The organism is Vibrio sp. Of7-15 (assembly GCF_022347565.1).
Taxonomy (GTDB): domain Bacteria; phylum Pseudomonadota; class Gammaproteobacteria; order Enterobacterales; family Vibrionaceae; genus NORP241.
In genome coordinates, this window is sequence record NZ_JAKRGH010000005.1 from 251,850 (window position 1) to 273,180 (window position 21,331).

Here is a 21,331-nt window from a genome sequence, read left to right on the forward strand (position 1 = left end):
AACATTTTCATAAAAGTACAAAATTCAACGCAGTCTAATAGAGCTTTAACTCTAATTATTAATAGTGGTTATAAATAAGGTGTCAGCCAGTTGTTGGAAGCTGTGTCAGTTTATAGCTAATTGAGGTGGGTAAAATGAATAATAAAATCACGCGTTCAGCGCTGGCAGTGGCAATTGGCTCAGCGATTTCGATGGGGGCTCAGGCCGATATTCTTATTTCAGAGTATATCGAAGGAAGCTCTTTTAATAAGGCGATTGAAATTGCCAATACTGGTACTGAAGCTGTAGTTCTTGATGGTTATACCTTAAAAATTAAATATGATGGTAAAGGCGATTGGCAGTCTGATCATGATTTATCAGGTGTAACTATTCCTGCCAATGACGTGTATGTTTTAACTCATCCTAGTGCTAATGATGCGATTAAAGCTGTGTCTGATGCGACAGCAAGCATTATTAATCACAATGGTGATGAAACTTATATGCTGTTTAAAGATGGCAACCCACACGACAATATCGGAACTGATGGTGATGTTGATTGGGGTAAAGATAAAACTTTTGTTCGTAAAGTTATGACGCCATCCGCTATTTACGATGCTTCAATGTGGGACACCTTTGCGAAAGATAATTCGGATAACTTAGGAACCGTTGGTAAAGGGACGGAGCCACCACCGCCATTTAGCTGTACAACTGCAGATGGCAGCGAACCAACGTTTACTGCCATTAGTGATATTCAAGGTGATGGCGATAAATCACCATTAATTGAATCAGGTGACATTACTGAAAAGGACTACTTTGTTAAAGGTGTTGTAACGGCTCGCGGTGAAAGCTTATTTAAAGGTTTTTACTTATCAGATATTAATGTTGATGGTGATGACAACACTTCTGATGGTCTGTTTATTCATACTGGCGACGCGCCAAATGATGATATTCAGCCTGGCGCGATTGTTTGCGTGAAGGGCAAGGTACAAGAGTATTTCGATCAAACTCAGCTTTCTTCTACTAATGATAGTTATGAGGTGACGGGATCGAGTGAGGAGGTCGCCCCTGTTCCGCTAGTGATTAAAGAAGGTGAAACATTACGTGATGCACTAGAGCGCCATGAAGGTATGAAAGTGGTATTAGATGCTGATTCTGATCTTTATGTGACACGCAACTTTAGCTACGACCACCCAGCACAGCGCAATAACATGGTACTTGCGCATAAAGCGCCACTATTTAAACCTACCCAATTACATCCAGCCGAAAGTGACGAAGCGGTAGCTCTGACAAAAGAAAATGCTGAACGCCGCGTATTTGTCGAGTCCGATTACAAAGCCGCAAGTGGCAAAATTCCTTATTACCCGACGTTTGGCCAAGACGTGGATCAAGATGGTTCATCAGAAAGCCACATTCGTTTAGGGTCTCGTGTTGAACAGCTCGAAGCCATGGTGACTTACAGCTATGATGAGTATCGTTTAGTTGCAACGAATGAAATCACGAAAGAGGCTTTTGTTACCAAAGCAGTGGACTCTGAAGGTAAAGTGCTTTTTGATGTTCAGCGTACAGATGCTCCAGCAATTGCTGATTCAGATCTTCGTGTTGCTAGCTTTAATGTATTGAACTACTTCACCTCAGTGGCTGATGGTGGTGCGAGCAATCCAACCGGTAGCAATCGTGGTGCAACGAACAATAAAGAGTTTTTAGTTCAGCAAGCCAAAATTGTTGAAGCCATGACTAAAATGGATGCCGACATCATTGGCTTGATGGAAATTGAAAATAATGGCTTTGGGGACAATAGTGCAATCAGGAACTTAATTACTGCACTAAACAGTAAACAGGATGACGTTCATCGCGATAAAACAGTAGAAGAGCAGCAAAAGTACCATTACACCTATGTTGAAATAGAAGCGGCTGACAAGTATCAAGATGAGTACTTAGGTTCAGATGCCATCATGGTCGCTCTTCTGTACCGTGCAAGTGAAGTGGAATTAGATGGCGCTGCACAAGTTATCATCACTCCTGAGCAACATGTACCTGCGAATACACAGTACCGTACCAAAGATAACGGTGAGCTTGAGCTAAACCCAGCTTACGATAAATACCAACGTCACAGCTTATTACAAACCTTTAAGTTAAAGCACAATGACGAAAGTTTATCTGTGGTGGTGAATCATCTGAAATCAAAAGGCTCTGAGTGTTTTGAAGAGTGGGCGACTTTTGATGAAAACAGCAATCCAGCGCACTTGCAAGGTAATTGTAATAACTTCCGTGTTTCTGCTGCTAAAGCCATTGGTGATCATTTAGCGGGCGTAAAAGGCGACATCTTAGTGATGGGTGACATGAACGCTTATGGTATGGAAGATCCAATGCTTGCGCTAACGGACTACAGTGAAGCGAAGTATGGTCGTACTCTAATGACAGCTTCGCACACAACCTTAGGTGTTGATGATAAGGGGGAACCAGTAGAGTATGAGAAAGAAGGCTCTAAGATCACTCAAGGTTACGGCTACATTAATTTAAACACGAAATTACATGGCGCAGATACCTTCTCATACACGTATGAAGGTGAGCTGGGTAACTTAGACCACGCTCTTGCTAACTCATCATTGGCTGACAAAGTGGTTGCGATTGAAGATTGGCACATCAATGCATCTGAAAGTAATTTGTTTGAATACAGCAGCAAATACACAGGTGACATGGTGAAGTACAACGATCAGTTCTCAGCATCAGATCATGACCCAATCATCATCGCTATTGACTTACCTGAGAAAGAGTTAGCGCTTCCAGAGCCTGGTAAGCAGTTTACGGTTGAATACACATTATCATCTAACGCGTCGGTCGGTGATATCGTTAAGGTAACGCTATCTGAGTCAGCCACTAAGGTATCTGCACAGTCGGTAGCCACGCCTTATGAAGCGACAGCAACGTTAACTCAAGACGATGTTGATGCGAAGAAAGTGGATGTGGTGTTTAAAGAAGACATTCCGGCGGGTAACTATGAAATGACAGAAACGTTAACTGATGCTTCAGGCACTACAGTTAAAGAAAGCGAGACTCGTTCAGTTAGTTTGTCAGAGCAGAGCGCAACTCCAGCTCCTGTTGAAGAAGATGGTGGCTCATTCGGCTTTGGTGGTTTACTGGCACTGGCTGGTTTAGCATTCTGGCGTCGCCGTCGTTAATATAAACATGTCGTTTTATATGTTTAAAAACCCTGCTTCGGTAGGGTTTTTTATTATTTTTTGCTGACCTTCCTTAGCTCATTTTTATTTATTTACATTCGTTGTTTTTATTTTTTATATAAAGTCTGATCAAGATCGACATATTAGATTCACAAAAGTGACAGAAATCTCAATTAGTATGGTTAATGCTTTTAAGATTTTCATAAAAGACCAGAATCGGTCGCTCAGAAGCTTGTTTATAAAATCAATAGTGTGACATTAACCATAACCATTACAGGTGTGCCTCTACATTCATGGAGTGAAGTTGGCCTGTAGATCATTGAGGTAAGAAAGTGAAAACAACGATTATGCGTTCAACGCTAGCAGTAGCGATTGGTTCGGCCATCTCTATGAGTGCACAAGCCGATATTCTGATTTCTGAGTATGTAGAAGGTTCTAGTTATAACAAAGCCATTGAGATTGCGAATACAGGAGATACCGCTGTTCAACTGTCAGGGTATCAGTTAGCTCGCTCAACTAACGGTAATGGCAGTTGGTCAAGCAATCTGGATTTATCCAATGTGACCCTAGAGGCGGGTCAAGCTTATGTGATTGCTAACTCTCGCGCATCTGATGAGTTAAAAGCCAAAGCGAATCTATTAGATGGCATTGTGAGCCACAATGGTGATGACCCATTAGCATTGATGCTAGACAACGTGGTTGTGGATGTTGTTGGTGTCATGGGTGATGTTGATTTTGGTAAAGACGTGACTCTGGTTCGTAATATTGATACTGCAAAAGCGAGCAGTACGTACGATGAAAGCCAGTGGACAAAGTTAGCCAAAGATAACTTTGATGGCTTAGGTTCTTTAGAAGGGGTTGAGCCTCCGCCTGCGTTTACGTGTACCACTGAATCTGGTGAACAACCTGAGTTTACTTCGATTAATGCGATTCAAGGTGATGGCGATAAATCACCACTTATCAGCTCTGGTTTTATTACCAGCGATGAGTACTTTGTTCAAGGTGTCGTGAGTGCGCGTGTTGATAGTTTATTAAAAGGTTTTTACCTTGCTGCCCAAGATGCCGATGGCAATGCAGACACCTCTGATGGTTTGTTTATCCATACTGGCGATCAAGCAAGTGCCGATATTCAACCGGGTGCGTTCGTTTGTGTTAAAGGTAAAGTTCAAGAATTCTATAATCAGACTCAGCTGAAGTCTGACAATAGCCACTACGTTGTGACTGATACGGTTGATGCGCCAGTTGCAACAGAACTTGTGATTCGTGAGGATGAAACGTTACGTCAGGCTCTAGAGCGTTACGAAGGTATGCTGGTTAAGCTGACTGAACAAAGTGACATGAAAGTGACACGTAACTTTGGTTTTGATTTCGATTCATACCGCAACAACATGGTGCTATCACACAAAGCGCCATTGATTAAACCCACCCAAGTACACATAGCAGGTAGCGAAGAAGCGAAATTATTGGCAAGCCAAAATGCGCAGAACAAACTGTTTATCGATACCGATCAAAAAGCACCAAATGGTGTGATCCCATACTTCCCAAGCTTAGATGCCGAGCAAGGTTACATTCGTATTGGTGATCGCTTTGAAAATTTAGAAGGGGTGATTGCTTACAGTTACGGTCAGTACCGTATGATCCCAACCAACCAAGTTGAAGCGAGCGATTTTGTTCATCTTGATGACCGCACAGCCGCACCAGTGGAAGTGGAAGGAACTAACTTAAAAGTTGCCAGCTTCAACGTATTGAACTTCTTCACCAGTGCAAGTGCCATTGGCGGTGATCTGAACGCGAGCTGTAGTGACCAAGCTGATGCCGATGCATCACGTGGCTGTAACCGTGGTACGAAAGATCTGAATGAGTTTGTTCTTCAGCGCACTAAAATCGTGAATGCGTTAGTGACCATGGACGCTGACATTGTTGGCTTGATGGAAATGGAAAATAACGGCTTTGGTGATAACAGTGCTATTCAGCATTTGGTTGACACTTTGAATGCTGAGTTCAGCAATGAAGAAGACCACTACCGTTTTGTTGAAATTGCTGATGTGGATAAAAACCAAGGCAAGTTCTTAGGCAGTGATGCCATTACGGTGGCTATTTTATACCGTGAGTCTAAGGTTGCTCTTAAAGGGGATGCAGAAGTGATCCGCATGCCTGAGCAGCACATCACTGGTACTAACTCGAAAGGTGAAGAGAAAACCCTAGATAAATACCAGCGTGATAGCTTAATGCAAACCTTTAAGGTGAAAGCGGAAGGCAAAGGCCGTAAGAAGTTAACGGTTGTGGTGAATCACTTGAAGTCGAAAGGCTCTGGTTGTTATGAAGATTGGGTTAATGACGAGTTTGAGTCTGATCCTGCTGATTTACAAGGTCGCTGTAATAGCTTCCGTGTTTCTGCTGCCATGGCACTGAGCGAGAAGATCAAAGACGTGAAAGGTGACGTGTTGGTCATGGGTGACATGAACGCCTACGGCATGGAAGATCCGATTCGTTTACTTACTGACTACGATCCAACAACCGCAGAGCGTAAGATTGTCTCGGCATCTGGCACTTCAATTGCTGGTGAGCCAATGCATGAAGTGGGCATCGAAGCTGGAAAAGGGCTAGGGCTTAAAAACCTAAGTGTTGAGTTCCATGGCCCAGAGGCGTATTCATACAGCTACGACGGTGAGCTAGGCAGTTTAGATCACGCGTTAGGTAATAAATCATTACTGAAAAAAGTCGTGGGCATTGAAGATTGGCACATCAACTCGGTAGAAAACAGCTTGTTTGAATACTCGGGTAAATATTCTGGTGATTTAGTGAAATCAGAAGGCCCATATTCAGCGTCGGATCATGATCCAATCATCATTAGCCTTAAATATGGTAAGCAAAAGCCAAGCTTTACATTAACCATTAAAAACAAGAGTAATCAGCCGCTATACCCTGTATTTAACTCATGGTACTGGGATTCAACGAAGCCTTGGATGATGCCTCACGATAAGCGTGTGTATGACGAAAGTGACGCATTCCTAAACCATGTTGGCATCGAAGCAGGCCAAAAAGTGGATGTAGGTGTGTTGGCTTACGGTGTGTTTAATGTACCGTGTGGCTACGCGCCATTAAAGTTAGAAGGTGATCTTAAGGCGGTTTACAACGGTACATTCTGTCGAGTTAAGTAATCTGTCTTACTAAAGTTCAGAAACGATAGTTTTCACTAATGAGAAGGCAAGCTTGATAAGTTCGAGCTTGCCTTTATTATTTCATGCTGCACAATACTGCCCTTATTGTTTGAGCCAGATGTGAGAGCCCAATTCGCTATGCTATTAATCATCGACAATTACGACTCCTTTACTTACAACCTATACCAATACTTCTGCGAGCTTGGTGCCGAGGTAAAAGTAGTTCGTAATGATGAGATCGATATTGCTGGCATTGAAGCATTGGCGCCGAGCCACTTAGTGATCTCTCCCGGCCCCTGTACTCCCAATGAAGCAGGTATTTCTTTGCTGGCTATTGAGCACTTTGCAGGTAAATTACCTATTTTAGGGGTGTGCTTAGGTCATCAATCCATCGCACAAGTATTTGGTGGCGATGTGATTCGCGCGAAGCAAGTCATGCACGGTAAAACCTCACCCATAAAGCATACGAATCAAAGCGTATTTACGGGATTGAATAACCCACTTACGGTGACCCGTTATCACTCTTTAGTGGTGAAGAAAGAAACTCTCCCGGCGTGTTTTACTGTTACGGCTTGGACTGAGAATGAACACGGTGAGCCCGATGAAATCATGGGTTTCGTGCACAATAGCTTGCCAATTGAGGCTGTACAGTTTCATCCTGAATCGATTCTTACTGAGCAAGGGCACCAGCTACTTCAGAACTTCCTTAACCGCTAAGGCGATCTAGCTCACCTTTTTTAACAATTCTTTTGCATTTACGGGTTGCTATTCCAGTGCAACCTTATTCATCCTACATTTCCGCGTTATGGCTTTATTGCCCATATAGAAATAGTGATTTAATCAATTAGCGCTTCATAAACTTTCCATTCTTGTGCATAAATATAACCCCTCTAGCAAAAAACACTGGTTTTATCCCAAACGAAAAAAATTTTCTGCTATTGAACTGGTTAATAAAATGTAAATACTATGCTTATAGCAGTATGCACAGAAGGAAAATGTGATGACAATGGAACAGAAAGTAGAACGTAAACAGTTTGATGATGTAATGGTACCTTGCTACAACCCAATGCAGGTTATTCCGGTGAAGGGCAAAGGTGCTCGTATTTGGGATCAAGACGATCGTGAATACATTGATCTGGCTGGTGGTATTGCGGTGAGCTGTTTAGGTCATTGTCATCCAGCCATGGTTGATGCTTTAAAAGGTCAAGCTGATAAGTTGTGGCACTTGAGTAATGTCATGACCAATGAACCTGCAATCCGTTTAGCGAAGAAGCTAACGGAAGTTTCTTTTGCCGAGAAAGTCTTTTTTGCCAACTCAGGGGCTGAGGCTAATGAAGCGGCACTTAAGCTTGCTCGTCGTTGGGCAGCAGACGTTCACGGTGACGAAAAGTCTGAAATCATCGCCTTTAAACAAGGTTTCCACGGCCGTACTTTCTTTACGGTAACGGTTGGTGGTCAAGCGGCTTACTCTGATGGTTTTGGTCCTAAGCCGGGCGATGTGACTCACCTTGAGTACAACGATCTTGAAACGCTGGCAGAACACATGTCTGAGCGTACGTGTGCGATCATGATGGAACCACTTCAAGGTGAAGGTGGCATCATTTCCCCTACGTCTGAATTTGTAAAAGGCGTTCGTGAACTGTGTGACAAACACAACGCGCTGCTTATTTTTGATGAAGTTCAAACAGGTAACGGCCGTACTGGTGAGTTTTACGCTTATCAAGGTCTGGGTGTTACGCCAGATATTCTAAGCACGGCAAAATCACTGGGTGGTGGTTTCCCTGTTGGCGCAATGCTTACCACGACTGAACTTGCGAAACACCTGAAAGTAGGCACGCATGGCTCAACATACGGTGGTAACCCACTGGCGTGTGCAGTTGCTGAAGCTGTTGTGGATGAAATCAGCAAACCAGACGTTCTGGCGGGTGTGAAAGAGCGTGAGCAATGGTTCCGTGATGGCTTAGCTACAATTAATGCTAAACACAACGTGTTCTCAGAAATTCGTGGTAAAGGATTATTACTTGGTGCTGTTCTTAATGAAGAATGGCAAGGCCGTGCGCGTGACGTATTAGTTGCCGCTGGTGAAGAAGGTTTATTGGTGCTAGTTGCAGGTATGAATATTGTGCGCTTCACGCCATCACTTGTGATCACCAAACAAGAAGTTGAAGAAGGTTTAGCTCGCCTAGATCGAGCAATCGCGAAACTTGTAGCAGCAGCTTAATGTTGCTACCCGCATCAGGAGGGAGTATCGATGCTGGTTATTCGTCCAATTACTGACGCAGATTATCCGGCGCTTATGCGTTGTGCTGAGGAGTCCGGTCACGGTTTTACCTCGCTGCCAGTGAATGAAGAGTTATTACGCAATCGAATTGAACATTCGATCGAGAGTTTTAAAACAACCGTTACAGAGCCCGGCAATGAAGGCTATTTAATGGTGGCTGAAGACACTGAGACCGGTGAGGTTGCAGGAACCACGGCCATTGAAGCGGCGATTGGGTTAGACAACCCATTTTATAGCTATCACATCAGTAAAGTTGTGCATTCATCTCATCGTCTTGGGGTGAATAACGTGGTTAAGTTACTGACATTTGGTAACAACTACACGGGTTGTTCTGAAATTTGTACTCTGTTTTTACGCCCGGAGTTCCGTGGTGGATTAAATGGCCGCTTAATGTCAAAAAGCCGTTTTTTAATGATGGCAGAGCACAGAGAGCGTTTTTCTGAAACTGTGTTTGCTGAAATGCGCGGTGTATCGGACGAAGATGGTAACTCGCCATTTTGGGAGTGGCTACAAGAGCATTTCTTCTCTATCGACTTTAAATTAGCTGATTACCTAACAGGTATTGGTAAAAAAGGCTTTATTGCCGATTTAATGCCAAAGCTGCCTATATACATTAACCTGCTTAGCCCAGAAGCCCAAGCGGTGATTGGTCAGGTGCATGAAAAAACACGCCCTGCTTTGCGTTTGTTAGAGAAAGAAGGCTTTTCATGCCGTGGGTACGTAGACATCTTTGATGCAGGCCCAACGGTTGAATGTGATTTACGTAACGTGGAATCGGTGCGCCACTCTTTCCGCTGTAAAGTGGTGATTGGTGAGCACACAAGTGCCCAGCAGTATCTGATCGCAAACACATCGTTTGAACATTTCCGAGCAACGGCGGCCGCAGCGGCAGTCGATAAGGAAACAGATACGGTTCATCTTAGCCAGGAAGTGGCTTCCGCACTTCAGGTAAAAGCGGGCGATATGGTTCGCTTGTTAGCGCAATAACTCTTGTGCGGTAACAGCTACACTTTAAGTCGTAGTTGTTACCCCCAAGCAGTAGGAGATAGTAATGACACAATGGATTTCGGGTCAGTGGGTTGCTGGCCAAGGTGAAGCTATGGTTTCACTTAGCCCTGTAGACAGCCGTGAATTATGGCAAGGTGAAGCAGCAACCGCTGAGCAAGTTGAGTCTGCTGTGAAGGCAGCTCGTAAAGCGTTTCCCGCGTGGAAAAAATTAAGTTTTGAAGAGCGTGAAGCCATTGTGCTGGCGTTTGGTGAGTTATTAAAAGAAAACAGCGAAGAAATCGCTCGCATCATTGCTGAAGAAACGGGAAAACCATTATGGGAAACTCGTACAGAAGCGGGTGCGATGGTGGGGAAATTAGCTATTTCTATTCGTGCTTACCACGATCGTACGGGCCATAAAGCGCGTGAAGCGGCGGGCAATAATATTGTCTTACGTCACCGCCCATTAGGTGTGATGGCGGTATTTGGCCCTTATAACTTCCCGGGCCATTTACCAAATGGTCACATCGTACCTGCTTTGTTAGCGGGTAATACCGTTGTGTTTAAGCCTTCAGATCAAACCCCTTGGATTGGTGAGTTTGTGATGAAGTTGTGGCAACAAGCGGGTCTGCCTGATGGTGTTATTAACCTAGTTCAAGGTGCTCGTTCAACGGGTGAAGCGCTAGCGGGGGCAAAAGGCATTGATGGGTTGCTGTTTACGGGCAGTGCCAATACGGGTCATATTCTTCATCGTCAGTTTGCTGGTCAACCAGGCAAGATGTTAGCACTAGAAATGGGTGGCAATAACCCAATGGTGATCTCGAAAGATTACGGTGAACTAGAAGCGACGGTATACACCATTATTCAATCGGCATTTATCAGTGCTGGTCAGCGTTGTACTTGTGCGCGTCGTTTATACGTACCAAATGGTGAGTCTGGCGATGCACTGATCGCTCGTCTACTTGAAGTGACGAAGCAGTTGCGTGTCGATGAACCATTCGCAGATCCTCAGCCATTCATGGGACCACAAATTTCTATTGCGGCGGCGGAGCATATTTTAGCAGCACAAACGAATTTGCAGTCTCTTGGCGGAGAAAGCCTACTTGAAGCTAAACTGGTGTCTGGTGCGATTGTTACCCCAGGCATTATTGAAGTGTCTAAGCTCGCAGAGCTACCAGATGAAGAGTACTTCGGCCCACTATTGCAAGTGGTGCGTTACGATTCACTAGAGCAAGCTGTGGAATTGGCTAATGACACTCGTTATGGTTTATCTGCGGGTTTGGTTTCCACCAATGATGATGAATGGGAATACTTTGTTGAACATATTCGTGCTGGCATTGTGAACCGTAATCGCCAGTTAACAGGTGCAAGTGGTGATGCGCCATTTGGTGGCCCAGGTGCTTCTGGCAACTTACGACCAAGTGCCTATTACGCCGCTGATTATTGTGCATACCCAATGGCATCAATGGAAGGGGATACGACGGTATTACCTGCAACCCTCTCACCAGGCATTACCCTTTAAGGAGAAAGGAATGACTGTAGCAGTAGAGCAACTTTTTGAACATTTATGGCAAGACTATACCACTCGTTTGTGTCCATCCGCCGCTAAGGTACAGAAGTTATTGGCAGGATCTGAGGCATTATTGAACGACCACATTGCACTGCGTACTTTTAACCTACCACAAGTGGGATTAGACAGATTAGCTGCGCCATTTATTGCAATTGGTTACGTTCCGTGTGGTGAATACCACTTTGAAGCGAAGAAGTTATTTGCTCGTCATTTTGAACATCCTGATCCACGTGCTCCTAAAGTGTTTATTAGTGAGTTGTTGGTTGGTCAGTGCTCTGCGAAGCTGCAGGAAACCGTTCGTAGTTTGGTGGAACAGGTACCTGAGAGTTTGTTTAATAATTCTGAATTCTTGTACAGCGGACGTCCGTGGTCACTGAGTTTTGACGACTATCAGGTGTTGAGTGAAGAAAGTGAATACGCGGCATGGCTAGCGGCTCATGGCTTTGGCGCGAATCACTTCACGGTGAGTGTGAATCAGCTTGATACGCTAGAAGAAGTAAAAACAGTGAATGATGTGCTTCGTGGTGCAGGGTTTGTAATTAATGAAGCGGGTGGGGAAGTGAAAGGCTCTCCTGACGTTTTGTTAGAGCAGTCTTCCACCATGGCAGATCAGGTCAGTGTGAACTTCACGGATGGTGATAAAACGGTCCCAGGCGGTTTTTACGAGTTTGCTAAACGTTATCCACTTGAAAGTGGTGAACTGTATTCGGGTTTTGTGGCAGCATCTGCCGATAAAATTTTTGAAAGTACTAATGTTCAATAACGGTGGGCTTAGAAATTAAATCTTAGTTTACTTCGGTTTTGTGTTTCGTTCACACGCGGTAAACTGAGTGAGTTTTCTGGGCCAATAACATAATTCGAGGTGTCTTTTGTCCAGAGAGGCACCTCCTTTTCATCTTGCCTTGCTCGGTGTCTTTTTTATGTTTCATAGAGAGGACAGCTGGAAGGTTAAGGTGGCCTTTGTCTTGTCACAGCACCACTTCTAGTTGTACATAAGAGCCCTACGTGTTTAAGCACGTTTTAGGGTAAAACATAACAATAAAAAAAGGCCACACCCGGATGGGAGTGGCCTTTATCATTTGGGTACGATGAAATTAACGAGTGCCGTAAACTACAATCGTTTTACCGTGGGCAGAAATTAGGTTCTGCTCTTCTAGCATTTTCAAAATGCGACCAACGGTTTCGCGTGAACAACCTACGATCTGACCAATTTCCTGACGAGTAATCTTAATTTGCATACCGTCTGGGTGTGTCATTGCATCTGGTTGTTTTGCAAGGTTTAGTAGAGTCTGTGCAATACGGCCTGTTACGTCAAGGAAGGCTAAGTCGCCCACTTTCTGACTAGTAACTTGTAGGCGGTTCGCCATTTGAGCTGAGAGACGCATCAAGATATCTGGGTTAACTTGGATCAGCTGGCGGAATTTCTTAAATGAAATTTCAGCAACTTCACACGGAGTTTTAGCTCGTACCCATGCGGTACGTTCTTGATCTTCTTCGAATAAGCCTAACTCACCAATGAAGTCACCTTGGTTAAGGTAAGACAAGATCATCTCTTTGCCTTCTTCATCTTTAATTAGAACAGCTACAGAGCCTTTTACGATGTAGTATAAAGTCTCTGCCTTTTCACCCGCATGAATTAGCGTGCTCTTAGAAGGGTATTTATGAATGTGACAATGTGAAAGAAACCACTCTAATGTAGGGTCGGTTTGCGGTTTACCTAGAACCATAATATCTAACTTCCTCTGCAGGTATCGCCCAGCAGCAATATCCATATAATAAATTTACTGAGCCTAATGTCATGACGACTGTTAGGATATGAATAATGCAGACAGGCTGCAAGCTCACTTGAGTTTCAATATGAAATATTATCCTTTTTCGAAAATGATTTCTTGACTTTGATCGCTATGAAACAGCGTTCAAGTACTCAAAAGTGTGCACATGATCACGACCTTATTAGTAAGTTGGAGAAAACAATGCAAGCGCAAGTGAAATGGGTAGAGGATATGACGTTCTTAGGGCAGTCAAATTCTGGCCACAGTGTGGTAATGGATGGTAATGGTGGCAGTAAAGCACCAAGCCCAATGGAGATGGTTTTAATGGCTGCGGGAGGGTGTAGTTCCGTGGATGTGGTGGATGGACTAAAATCTGCCGAACAAAATGTAACGGGCTGTGAAGCACAATTAAGTGCTACTCGTCGCGATCAAGCGCCAAAGCTATTTACCGAAGTAAACATTCATTTTGTGGTCGCAGGCGATGACTTAGATGAGAGTGTGGTGGCTAAAGTCACGGCTGACTCATTAGAGAAATATTGCTCAGTGTGTTTAATGCTGGGAGAAGGCATTAAGATGACGCACAGCTACGAGATTGTTGCTAGCTAATCGCTTGGGATTTCACTGTTTTAAAAAGCTCTTGCCTGTTAGTTAGGTAAGAGCTTTTTATATTCAGCATTTTTATATATTGATGTTTAGCCAATTTTGCCTGTTTCAATTAACTGTTGCAGTAATGGGCGAATGATCAGCTCCATAGCAAAGCCCATTTTTCCGCCGGGGACCACAAGCGTGTTATGGCGAGACATGAAGGAGCCTTGGATCATCGATAAGTAGTATGGGAAATCAACATTTTTCATGCCACGAAAACGGATCACCACGAAGCTTTCATCCAAACTGGGAATGCCTTTGGCGTTCAGTGGGTTTGAGGTATCGACGGTCGGAACCCGCTGGAAGTTGATGTGGGTACGTGAAAATTGCGGTGTAATGTAGTTTAGGTAATCATCCATTGAGCGTACGATGGAATCCATAACGGCTTCGCGTGAGTGGCCTCTGTCACGGGTATCACGCACAAATTTTTGAATCCATTCTAAGTTTACAATGGGCACCATGCCGATCAACATATCCACATGCTGGGAGACATTGATGTCTTTGTCTACTACGCCGCCATGTAAACCTTCATAAAACAGAACATTGGTGTTCTCTTCTAACTCTTGCCATGGTGTGAACGTACCAGGCATTTGGTTGAATGGCACCGCCTCGTCGAAGGTATGTAAATAACGACGGTATTGGCCTGTACCATCTTCACCATATTGCCGGAAGAAGTTCTCTAGCGCTTGGAAGTCATTGGCTTCAGGGCCAAAGTAGCTGATGTGGCGGCCTTGCTCTTTTGCTTTACGGATTTCAACATCCATTTCTGGGCGTGTAAAGCGATGAAAGCTGTCGCCTTCTAGCCACGCAGCTTTGACGTTCATCATATTGAACATCTTACGGAAAGCTTCTGAGGTTGTGGTGGTACCCGCACCAGAAGATCCCGTTACGGCGATAATGGGGTGTTTAGCAGACATGACAAACCCTGTCGTTAAAAGTTACGTTACTGTTATAACAGGGTTGGCGTGGAGATCAAGAAACAGATGTTATGCAACAAGTGAAACTTAACCTAGATCGCGGCGCGATTTTATATCGACAGTCTCATGCAATTCAGAGAATACGATTACGGCATCGCCATTTTTTAGTTGTTGTTTCACTTGCTCTATTTTTGTTTCGTAGCTGACTTCATGTTCACCGTAGTCGGTGCCTTCTCTTAGAATATATTCTCCGATCAGGTTATCTAATGTATCTGGAGCAATCTCTTGCCATGGGATAATCATACTGCGTTTGCCCTAGTTATAACTTCTTTCGGTATCCTAATGTAAATGTAATGTCGGTGCTATTGTCGTGGTTAAATAAATTTTCGATGGTCGTAAATTCAATGGCACTGTTGTTTTCGTTAAAGTGAAAGCGGTATCCAAATGAAAATTCAAAGACGCGGCGGCTGAGCTCATTGTCGCTTTTAGATTCTCCTTCATGGCTTTGTAGTTCAAGCAAGAAGGAATGAGTTTTATCGAGCCGGTACTGATAGCCAACTCCGCCGTTGGTGGTGATGGGCTTAAGGTGGATGTTGGTAAAGTTCTCGTTGTCACGGTGAGTGATGCTGGCATTCACATATAAATGGTGCTGCTGAGTGAGAGAATTGGTGTAGTTGACTTGTAGGGCTTGTTCAAAGGAAGCGGCTTGAAAAGGCCCATTATTGACGTGATTGTAATAAAGCGTCCCGCCAAGAGACAGATATTGCTTGCCTGTACTGAAAAGGAGCCGCTCGGCATACATTTCCACCGCGTTGTTAAAGACCTCCCCTTTAAAATTTTCAATGCGTTGCCCTGTGATTTTGTTTTCAATATAAAATCGGTGTTTAGCTACGTCTTCTCGGCCATTTTGATTGATGTTAAAGAGATCATGAAAAGCGATGCTGAGGTTATCTAATTTGTTGTCTGCGGCGTAGCGATAGAGATAAGACATTTCCAGTTTCCAGTTGTTGGCTGGCCTAAAAGAAAAGCCGCCCATGATTTCATTCTGGTAATAATCCATCGAATATTCGCTGCTGTCTGCCCAAACACTGGCGAAGGAACCGGCTAAGTACACCTCTTTATGATCGGCTTGCCAAGGGGCTGCGTTGCGAAGCCGTGTTGATACTCCAATGGCTTGTAACGGAGCCTGTGCTCTGGCGGCTAAAGGACCAAAATCGACGTGTTGATGAGCAGAAAGAACAGGAGAAGGCATGGTAATGATGGTGAAGAGTAACAGGCATGCTTTCATAAACTTCTCCTGACATGATGTTATTGACTAAACCAATAGGGTAAACAGCGCTCCAGCCAGAACGTTGGGTTACAGCATGAGCCAGAAACAAAACCGACATGTCCGCCATGATTAGTAAGGTGGTAGGTGATGTTGTTTGGCAACTGCTGAGTTGGGATCACCGCCTTAGTCATAAAAGGATCGTCTTTTGCGTGAATCACTAAGGTATCGACTTTAATGTCAGGCAAGTGCTGAAGTCCGCTACAGCGCTGGTAATAATCGTCAGCACTTTCAAACCCGTGCAGTGGTGCGGTGATGTGATCGTCAAACTGATATAAAGAGCGAATGTTGCTGACTTTGCCTTTATCTAATTGTAGTGAGGTTGGCAGTAATGGCAGCTTTTTGAGGGCGTTGTTTTTCAAAGAGCGCAGTAAATAATTTTGGTATACCGTTGAGAAACCTTGTTGGATACGACTGGAGCACGCAGCCAGATCGAGCGGCGCTGAGATAATGGCTGCTTTATTGATAATTGGTTCATGATTGTATTGGGCGAGGTAGTTGGTCAGCATATTGCCACCAAGGGAAATCCCCACAGCGGCCTTATGGTTGTTTGGAAAATGTTCATCAAGGTATTCTAAGAAAAAGCGGGCGTCGCTGGTTTCGCCTGAATGATAAGCTCGGGGCTGCTTGTTCGCTTCGCCACTGCAGCCACGAAAGTGCATCATTACACCAAGCCAACCTTCTTGGGCGGCAGCATGTAGCAGGCCATTGGCATAGGGGCTATGAAAGCTGCCTTCTAAGCCATGAAAAAGAATAAATAGAGGTTTGTTGCACGCGTGTTCTGGTTTTTCTGTCCAAGCTAAATCCACAAAATCATCGTCAGGGGTCATTAACCGTTGCCAGTGTGGGGTAAACAGCGGGTTACGGCGAATAAAGCGCGGTAATAGGGTTTGTAAATGCGGGTTACTGAGCCCGGCCATGGGCTGAAAATTCATCATAAAGCAAACTCGTTAATAGGATCACTTAAAAGTAAATCGCGTAAGGTGATTAGCCCTTGTTCTAGCTGTTCTAGTGTCGCAGGTGAGCTGAGGGCCAGGCGAACCGCTGGTGGGATCATCCCTGCTGGTGGTGCAAATAATTCCCCGGATTTGACGATCACCTGTTGCTGCACCGCGGCGTGGATAAAGTCACTCAAACGCCATTGTTCTGGTAATGTTAGCCATAAATGGAAGCCACCCTGTTTATAAATGGGGTTAAAGTCATCCAGGTACTTATCGGCCATGCGGTGCCTTTGCTCCATTATTGCTCTGATCCCTTGCTGTGTTTTTTCGACATGACCTTGCAGTATCAGTTCACAAGCGAGGGCGGTTAATAAGGGGCTGATCATCCAACTGTGATTTTGCAGTACATTGATAAGTTGGGTATGCAAATGCTTAGGAGCTTGTACGTAGCCCACTCGCAGACCAGGCGCTAGACATTTGGATAAGGAGCCAATATGAATCACTTGCTCTGAGTCTATATTAACCAGAGGTGGTGGCCGGGTTGATGACAATAGCCCGTTGACGTCATCTTCGATAATGATCAGTTTGTTGTCTTTGCAAATTTGAATGATTTGCTTACGCCGTTCGAAGGACATGATGGCGGTGGTGGGATTTTGCAGTGTTGGCGTTAAGTAAATAAACCGAGGTTGATGCTGACGGCAGGCTGCGATCAACGATTCTGGGATGATCCCTTCGTCATCCATCTCAACTCCCTTTACCGTGAGCTGCTTTTGTTTGGCAAGGCTGAGTAGGCCAGGGTAGGTGTACTTTTCTACTAATAAGGTGTCGCCTGCTCTGGTGTAGGCATCGAGCACCATTTGCATGCCGTGTTGTGCTCCTGAGCTGAACAGTAAGCGATCGGCTTTGAGTTCCACGCCTTGGTTATTCAGCCAGTCGGCCAAAATTTCACGGTGTTGAGGTATTCCCGTTGGCTTTTGGTACATCATGTACTGATTGATAGCCTGTGGCTGAAGCATTAGTGCAGACAGTGCTTGCTGTATTGCACCGCTGCGATCAAGATTAGGGGGAATGTTATAACCGAAGTTGCACTCAGTGCTTTGCTCCGTACTTTCTTCAAATACCCAGCTGGTTTTGTTTTTATCACAAATATAGGTGCCAGCTCCGACTCTGGCTTCCACAACACCTCGTCGTTCCAATTCCGCATAAGAGCGAGTAATGGTGCCTACCGTGACACTTAACTGATCCGCTAAAGCGCGGTGAGTGGGTAGCTTAGTGTTAGCCAATAGTTGCCCTTGTTCAACTTTGTGGCTGATAGCATCGGCAATCTGTTTGTAAATTGGCCCTTGTTGTTTATCGAGAGCAATATTTAGGATTGTCATGGTGACAATAAACCTTTTGAACATTCAAAGTCTAATTGTTATGGTTATTTTGTGCGCACAAATAGAATGAATCAATAAAATATAGAAATATTGTATCGGTACAATTTTAGTTTGTGAGGAAAGTAACATGGAATGGCAATTTGTAACGACTATAGCCGTATTTGCCGCGGTAATGACGATAACCCCTGGCCCTAATAATGTAATGCTTACCGCTTCTGGTGCTAATTTTGGCTATCGGCAAAGTATTCCGCATTTTGTGGGTATTGGTATTGGCCTCGTCACGTTGATTGTTTTGGTCGCGGCGGGGTTGGGAGTGGTTTTTCAAACTTATCCTGTGATTCAGCAGGGGCTCAAAGTCTTAGGGTGCAGTTACTTATTGTCTCTCGCTTGGAAAATTGCAACGGCGCAGCCTTCAGAAGTAGCGGGATCAGAACAGCAATCTAGCCCCATGTCTTGGCATGCTGCTGCTTTGTTTCAGTTTTTAAACCCCAAAGCCTGGCTGATGTCGATAACGGCGGTGGGATCATTTTCGTACAGCGGTGAGCAATATTGGTTGTCGGTGATGGTGATTTCGGTGACCTTTATGTGTGTTCAAATGCCTTGTTCGTCGGTATGGGTGGGCTTTGGCTCTTTTATACGTCGTTGGTTATCAAGCCCTGCATCATGGCGTTGGTTTAATGGGGTTATGGGTGGATTAACCGCGGCCTGCGTGGCATTTATTTGGTAACAGGCTGAGCAAGCAAAGCAGAAAGAAGGGACTGTGCTCCTAAGTGCTGGCAATAGTGGGAAAGTAGCGCTGAGTTATTGGCACCGCTTCTTGGTAGTTGATTGAGTCTATTGATCAAATCTTGCTGCTGTTGGCGTTCCAGTGTTAACTCAAATTGCAGATGTTGTTGGTACAGCTCTGTGGGTAAGTAGGTTTTCGCTTGCTTACGCAGAGCACGATAAGGTTGAATAAGTGTTTGGCTTGGTGCTAAGGCATCGATGAGTGTGCTGATGTTAGAAGCGGTGATGGAGATTGTGTGTTCATCCAACCAAATCAGTAGTAAGGCAAGATTAACATTGCCTTGATACGTATCTTGCAGAGTTAAACACGCTTCTTGTACTCCCTTTTTACGGTAATGATTGAGGCTAAATTGCCAAAAATCATCATGAGAAAAGGGCATATGGGAAGCGTGCTGTAACATTGTTATTGTTCCTGCTTAAAATATTATGATGGTGTACCTAAGAACTCTTGCTCTAATTGCTCAAGGTGTTCTTGTTGCTCCATCCATTCCATTTCAATTTCTTCGAGTTTACTTTTTGACTCTGCTTGTTTTGCCAGTACTTCATTAAGCTTGGCTTTATTTTCGGCGTCGTACAGGGACGTTTCGGATAAAGCGGCTTCTGCTTCACTCAAAGCGGCTCCATATTTTTCAAGCTGCTTATCGAGTTTTTGAATGTGCTTGCGCAGTGGGGCAGTTTCTCTGCGAAAATCGGCTTCACGGCGTTTTTGTTCTTTGCGTGCCGCGGCACTGTTAGCATTATTCTCTGTGCTGCTGGTGCCTTTATCTTGTGCTTGCTGCTCTTTGCGTTCCGTTCGTTGTTGCTCGGTTAGCCATTTGTAGTAGTCATCTAAATCGCCATTAAATGGAACTACTTGCTTATCATGAACTAAATACAAATCGTCTGAGGTTGCGCGCAGTAAGTAACGGTCATGGCTCACGATAACCATGGCACCTTCAAACGTTTGTAGAGCAAAAGTCAGAGCTTGACGCATATCCAGATCAAGATGGTTGGTTGGTTCATCGAGTAACAGTAAATTTGGCTTTTGCCATACCAGCAGTGCCAGTACTAAACGGGCTTTTTCACCACCAGAGAACGGACCAATTTTATCGAGGGCTTTATCGCCTTGGAAACCGAAACTACCGAGGTAATTACGCAACTGTTGCTCGGTGTGTTTGGGCGCTAAGCGCATTAAGTGTTGCAGTGGGGTTTCATCCACATGCAAGGTTTCTAATTGGTGCTGAGCAAAGTAACCAATTTTTACGCCTTGAGAGTAGTTGAACTCACCACCTTGTGCTTTTAGCTCACTAGAAAGCAATTTGATCAGGGTAGATTTACCTGCGCCGTTTCGACCTAATAAACCAATGCGACTTCCCGGTACTAAGTTCAGGCGGATTTTTTCTAGGATCGTATTATCGCCATAACCTGCGGAAACCTGATCCATCATTAAAATTGGGTTGGGTAGTGCTTCTGGTTCTTTGAATGAAAAACTAAATGGGTTATCAAGCTGTGCGGGTAGCACTTTTTCCATTTTTTCCAGCGCTTTGATTCGGCTTTGGGCTTGGCGTGCTTTGCTGGCTTTATAGCGGAAGCGGTCGATGTACGACTGCATGTGCGCCATGTTTTTTTGTTGTTTTTCAAACTGGGCTTGTTGGAGCACTAACTTTTCAGCGCGCTGATTTTCAAATGACGAGTAGTTACCTGTGTACTCATTCAAGCTTTGGTTTTCAATGTGAATGATGCGGTTAACGACAGGGTCAAGAAAATCACGGTCATGGGAGATCAGAATCAGAGTGCCTGGGTAGGTTTGTAACCAACGCTCTAGCCACATGACAGCATCTAAGTCTAAGTGGTTGGTAGGCTCATCGAGTAATAATAAATCGGAACGGCATAACAGAGCTTGAGCTAAGTTTAAGCGCATACGCCAACCACCAGAGAACTGGGTTAGATTCCAACTCATTTGTTGTTGGGAAAAGCCTAGGCCATCCAATAGTTCGGCGGCACGGGCGTTAATGGTGTAGCCACCAACAGTGTCAATTTTGCCGTGAAGTTCTGCTACTAGTGTACCGTTATCTGCTTGTTCTGCTTCGGCAAGTTGTTGTTCAAGGCGACGATATTCACGGTCACCATCAATTACATATTCAATCGCACTGCGTTCTAATGCTGGGGTTTCCTGTGCTACCCACGCTAATTCCCAGTTCGATGGTAATTGCGCTGTGCCCGCATCTACGCTTAACTCATCTTTAAGTAAAGCGAATAAGGTGGATTTACCACAACCGTTTTTACCCACTAAACCGACTTTGTCACCAGTGTGAATGGTCGCAGAAGTTTGATCGAGTAATGGCTTACCGCCACGTAAAAGCTGAATATCTGAAAATGTAATCATGGTGAGTTGGCGATAAATTCCAAGTTATAAGAGTCCGACAGG

At 44.5% G+C, this 21,331-nt stretch carries 17 protein-coding genes; 9 read left to right on the forward strand and 8 right to left on the reverse strand.

The features are described 5' to 3' along the window. The first annotated feature begins 134 nt into the window (after positions 1-134). From MHO82_RS08645 to MHO82_RS08675, 7 genes are all read left to right on the forward strand, one after another. Entirely contained in the window at positions 135-3,158 is a 3,024-nt protein-coding gene (locus tag MHO82_RS08645; protein ID WP_239183474.1) for an ExeM/NucH family extracellular endonuclease, read from the forward strand. A 347-nt stretch (positions 3,159-3,505) separates the two neighbouring features. Then, positions 3,506-6,319, forward strand: coding sequence for an ExeM/NucH family extracellular endonuclease (locus tag MHO82_RS08650; protein ID WP_239183515.1), 2,814 nt, complete (start codon positions 3,506-3,508; stop codon positions 6,317-6,319). A gap of 138 nt (positions 6,320-6,457) precedes the next feature. Continuing rightward, positions 6,458-7,036 carry an aminodeoxychorismate/anthranilate synthase component II gene (locus MHO82_RS08655; protein WP_239183517.1) on the forward strand — a complete coding sequence of 193 codons (579 nt, stop codon included), beginning with the start codon at positions 6,458-6,460 and terminating at the stop codon, positions 7,034-7,036. Positions 7,037-7,319: 283 nt separating this feature from the next. After that, positions 7,320-8,540: an aspartate aminotransferase family protein gene (locus tag MHO82_RS08660; protein WP_239183475.1), complete on the forward strand. Its 1,221-nt coding sequence runs from the start codon at positions 7,320-7,322 to the stop codon at positions 8,538-8,540. 30 nt (positions 8,541-8,570) lie between these two features. Then, positions 8,571-9,587 carry an arginine N-succinyltransferase gene (gene astA, locus MHO82_RS08665; RefSeq protein WP_239183476.1) on the forward strand — a complete coding sequence of 339 codons (1,017 nt, stop codon included), beginning with the start codon at positions 8,571-8,573 and terminating at the stop codon, positions 9,585-9,587. 64 nt (positions 9,588-9,651) lie between these two features. Then, on the forward strand, positions 9,652-11,109 hold the full coding sequence (astD, locus tag MHO82_RS08670; protein WP_239183477.1) for a succinylglutamate-semialdehyde dehydrogenase: 1,458 nt from the start codon (positions 9,652-9,654) through the stop codon (positions 11,107-11,109). Between the two features lie 10 nt (positions 11,110-11,119). Beyond that, positions 11,120-11,920, forward strand: coding sequence for a DUF1338 domain-containing protein (locus tag MHO82_RS08675; protein WP_239183478.1), 801 nt, complete (start codon positions 11,120-11,122; stop codon positions 11,918-11,920). Positions 11,921-12,251: 331 nt separating this feature from the next. Here the strand turns inward: MHO82_RS08675 and crp are convergent, their stop codons facing one another. Then, positions 12,252-12,884: a cAMP-activated global transcriptional regulator CRP gene (crp, locus tag MHO82_RS08680; protein ID WP_239183479.1), complete on the reverse strand. Its 633-nt coding sequence runs from the start codon at positions 12,882-12,884 to the stop codon at positions 12,252-12,254. Positions 12,885-13,130: 246 nt separating this feature from the next. Between crp and MHO82_RS08685 the strand changes: the two genes are divergently transcribed. Continuing rightward, a complete protein-coding gene (locus tag MHO82_RS08685; RefSeq protein ID WP_239183480.1) occupies positions 13,131-13,535 on the forward strand; it encodes an OsmC family protein in 405 nt (134 codons plus the stop codon). An 86-nt stretch (positions 13,536-13,621) separates the two neighbouring features. On the opposite strand, the gene MHO82_RS08690 is transcribed toward MHO82_RS08685, so the two are convergent. The 5 genes from MHO82_RS08690 to MHO82_RS08710 all read right to left on the reverse strand — a co-directional run bounded on the left by MHO82_RS08690 (position 13,622) and on the right by MHO82_RS08710 (position 18,138). Then, positions 13,622-14,491 carry a phosphoribulokinase gene (locus tag MHO82_RS08690; RefSeq protein ID WP_239183481.1) on the reverse strand — a complete coding sequence of 290 codons (870 nt, stop codon included), beginning with the start codon at positions 14,489-14,491 and terminating at the stop codon, positions 13,622-13,624. 87 nt (positions 14,492-14,578) lie between these two features. Further along, positions 14,579-14,794: a YheU family protein gene (locus MHO82_RS08695; RefSeq protein ID WP_239183482.1), complete on the reverse strand. Its 216-nt coding sequence runs from the start codon at positions 14,792-14,794 to the stop codon at positions 14,579-14,581. Positions 14,795-14,810: 16 nt separating this feature from the next. Next, the gene (locus tag MHO82_RS08700) at positions 14,811-15,779 is read right to left on the reverse strand and encodes a DUF3187 family protein (RefSeq protein ID WP_239183483.1); all 969 of its coding nucleotides are present in this window, start codon (positions 15,777-15,779) and stop codon (positions 14,811-14,813) included. 20 nt (positions 15,780-15,799) lie between these two features. Further along, positions 15,800-16,756 (reverse strand): hydrolase, encoded by a 957-nt coding sequence (locus tag MHO82_RS08705; protein ID WP_239183484.1) that lies wholly within the window; start codon positions 16,754-16,756, stop codon positions 15,800-15,802. Next, positions 16,753-18,138: a PLP-dependent aminotransferase family protein gene (locus MHO82_RS08710; RefSeq protein WP_239183485.1), complete on the reverse strand. Its 1,386-nt coding sequence runs from the start codon at positions 18,136-18,138 to the stop codon at positions 16,753-16,755. The genes MHO82_RS08705 and MHO82_RS08710 overlap by 4 nt, the downstream gene beginning before the upstream one ends. Positions 18,139-18,265: 127 nt before the next feature. Here MHO82_RS08710 and MHO82_RS08715 point away from each other — a divergent pair, with 127 nt between their 5' ends. Then, positions 18,266-18,865 (forward strand): LysE family translocator, encoded by a 600-nt coding sequence (locus MHO82_RS08715; protein WP_239183486.1) that lies wholly within the window; start codon positions 18,266-18,268, stop codon positions 18,863-18,865. Here MHO82_RS08715 and MHO82_RS08720 read toward each other — a convergent pair. Both MHO82_RS08720 and MHO82_RS08725 read right to left on the reverse strand, forming a co-directional pair. Continuing rightward, positions 18,855-19,325, reverse strand: coding sequence for a TIGR02444 family protein (locus MHO82_RS08720; RefSeq protein ID WP_239183487.1), 471 nt, complete (start codon positions 19,323-19,325; stop codon positions 18,855-18,857). The two genes, MHO82_RS08715 and MHO82_RS08720, sit on opposite strands and share 11 nt — an antisense overlap. A gap of 23 nt (positions 19,326-19,348) precedes the next feature. Beyond that, a complete protein-coding gene (locus MHO82_RS08725) occupies positions 19,349-21,289 on the reverse strand; it encodes an ABC transporter ATP-binding protein (RefSeq protein WP_239183488.1) in 1,941 nt (646 codons plus the stop codon). Between the last annotated feature and the right edge of the window lie 42 nt (positions 21,290-21,331).

Excerpts from the sequence above, each read along its gene's own strand:
- MHO82_RS08710 (WP_239183485.1), bottom strand. The coding sequence starts at position 18,138 with ATGACAATCCTAAATATTGCTCTCGATAAACAACAAGGGCCAATTTAC.
- MHO82_RS08655 (WP_239183517.1), top strand. The coding sequence starts at position 6,458 with ATGCTATTAATCATCGACAATTACGACTCCTTTACTTACAACCTATAC.
- MHO82_RS08690 (WP_239183481.1), bottom strand. The coding sequence starts at position 14,491 with ATGTCTGCTAAACACCCCATTATCGCCGTAACGGGATCTTCTGGTGCG.
- MHO82_RS08645 (WP_239183474.1), top strand. The coding sequence starts at position 135 with ATGAATAATAAAATCACGCGTTCAGCGCTGGCAGTGGCAATTGGCTCA.
- astD (WP_239183477.1), top strand. The coding sequence starts at position 9,652 with ATGACACAATGGATTTCGGGTCAGTGGGTTGCTGGCCAAGGTGAAGCT.
- MHO82_RS08685 (WP_239183480.1), top strand. The coding sequence starts at position 13,131 with ATGCAAGCGCAAGTGAAATGGGTAGAGGATATGACGTTCTTAGGGCAG.
- MHO82_RS08715 (WP_239183486.1), top strand. The coding sequence starts at position 18,266 with ATGGAATGGCAATTTGTAACGACTATAGCCGTATTTGCCGCGGTAATG.
- MHO82_RS08650 (WP_239183515.1), top strand. The coding sequence starts at position 3,506 with ATGCGTTCAACGCTAGCAGTAGCGATTGGTTCGGCCATCTCTATGAGT.
- MHO82_RS08720 (WP_239183487.1), bottom strand. The coding sequence starts at position 19,325 with ATGTTACAGCACGCTTCCCATATGCCCTTTTCTCATGATGATTTTTGG.
- MHO82_RS08675 (WP_239183478.1), top strand. The coding sequence starts at position 11,120 with ATGACTGTAGCAGTAGAGCAACTTTTTGAACATTTATGGCAAGACTAT.
- astA (WP_239183476.1), top strand. The coding sequence starts at position 8,571 with ATGCTGGTTATTCGTCCAATTACTGACGCAGATTATCCGGCGCTTATG.
- MHO82_RS08725 (WP_239183488.1), bottom strand. The coding sequence starts at position 21,289 with ATGATTACATTTTCAGATATTCAGCTTTTACGTGGCGGTAAGCCATTA.
- MHO82_RS08705 (WP_239183484.1), bottom strand. The coding sequence starts at position 16,756 with ATGATGAATTTTCAGCCCATGGCCGGGCTCAGTAACCCGCATTTACAA.
- MHO82_RS08660 (WP_239183475.1), top strand. The coding sequence starts at position 7,320 with ATGACAATGGAACAGAAAGTAGAACGTAAACAGTTTGATGATGTAATG.
- MHO82_RS08700 (WP_239183483.1), bottom strand. The coding sequence starts at position 15,779 with ATGAAAGCATGCCTGTTACTCTTCACCATCATTACCATGCCTTCTCCT.
- MHO82_RS08695 (WP_239183482.1), bottom strand. The coding sequence starts at position 14,794 with ATGATTATCCCATGGCAAGAGATTGCTCCAGATACATTAGATAACCTG.
- crp (WP_239183479.1), bottom strand. The coding sequence starts at position 12,884 with ATGGTTCTAGGTAAACCGCAAACCGACCCTACATTAGAGTGGTTTCTT.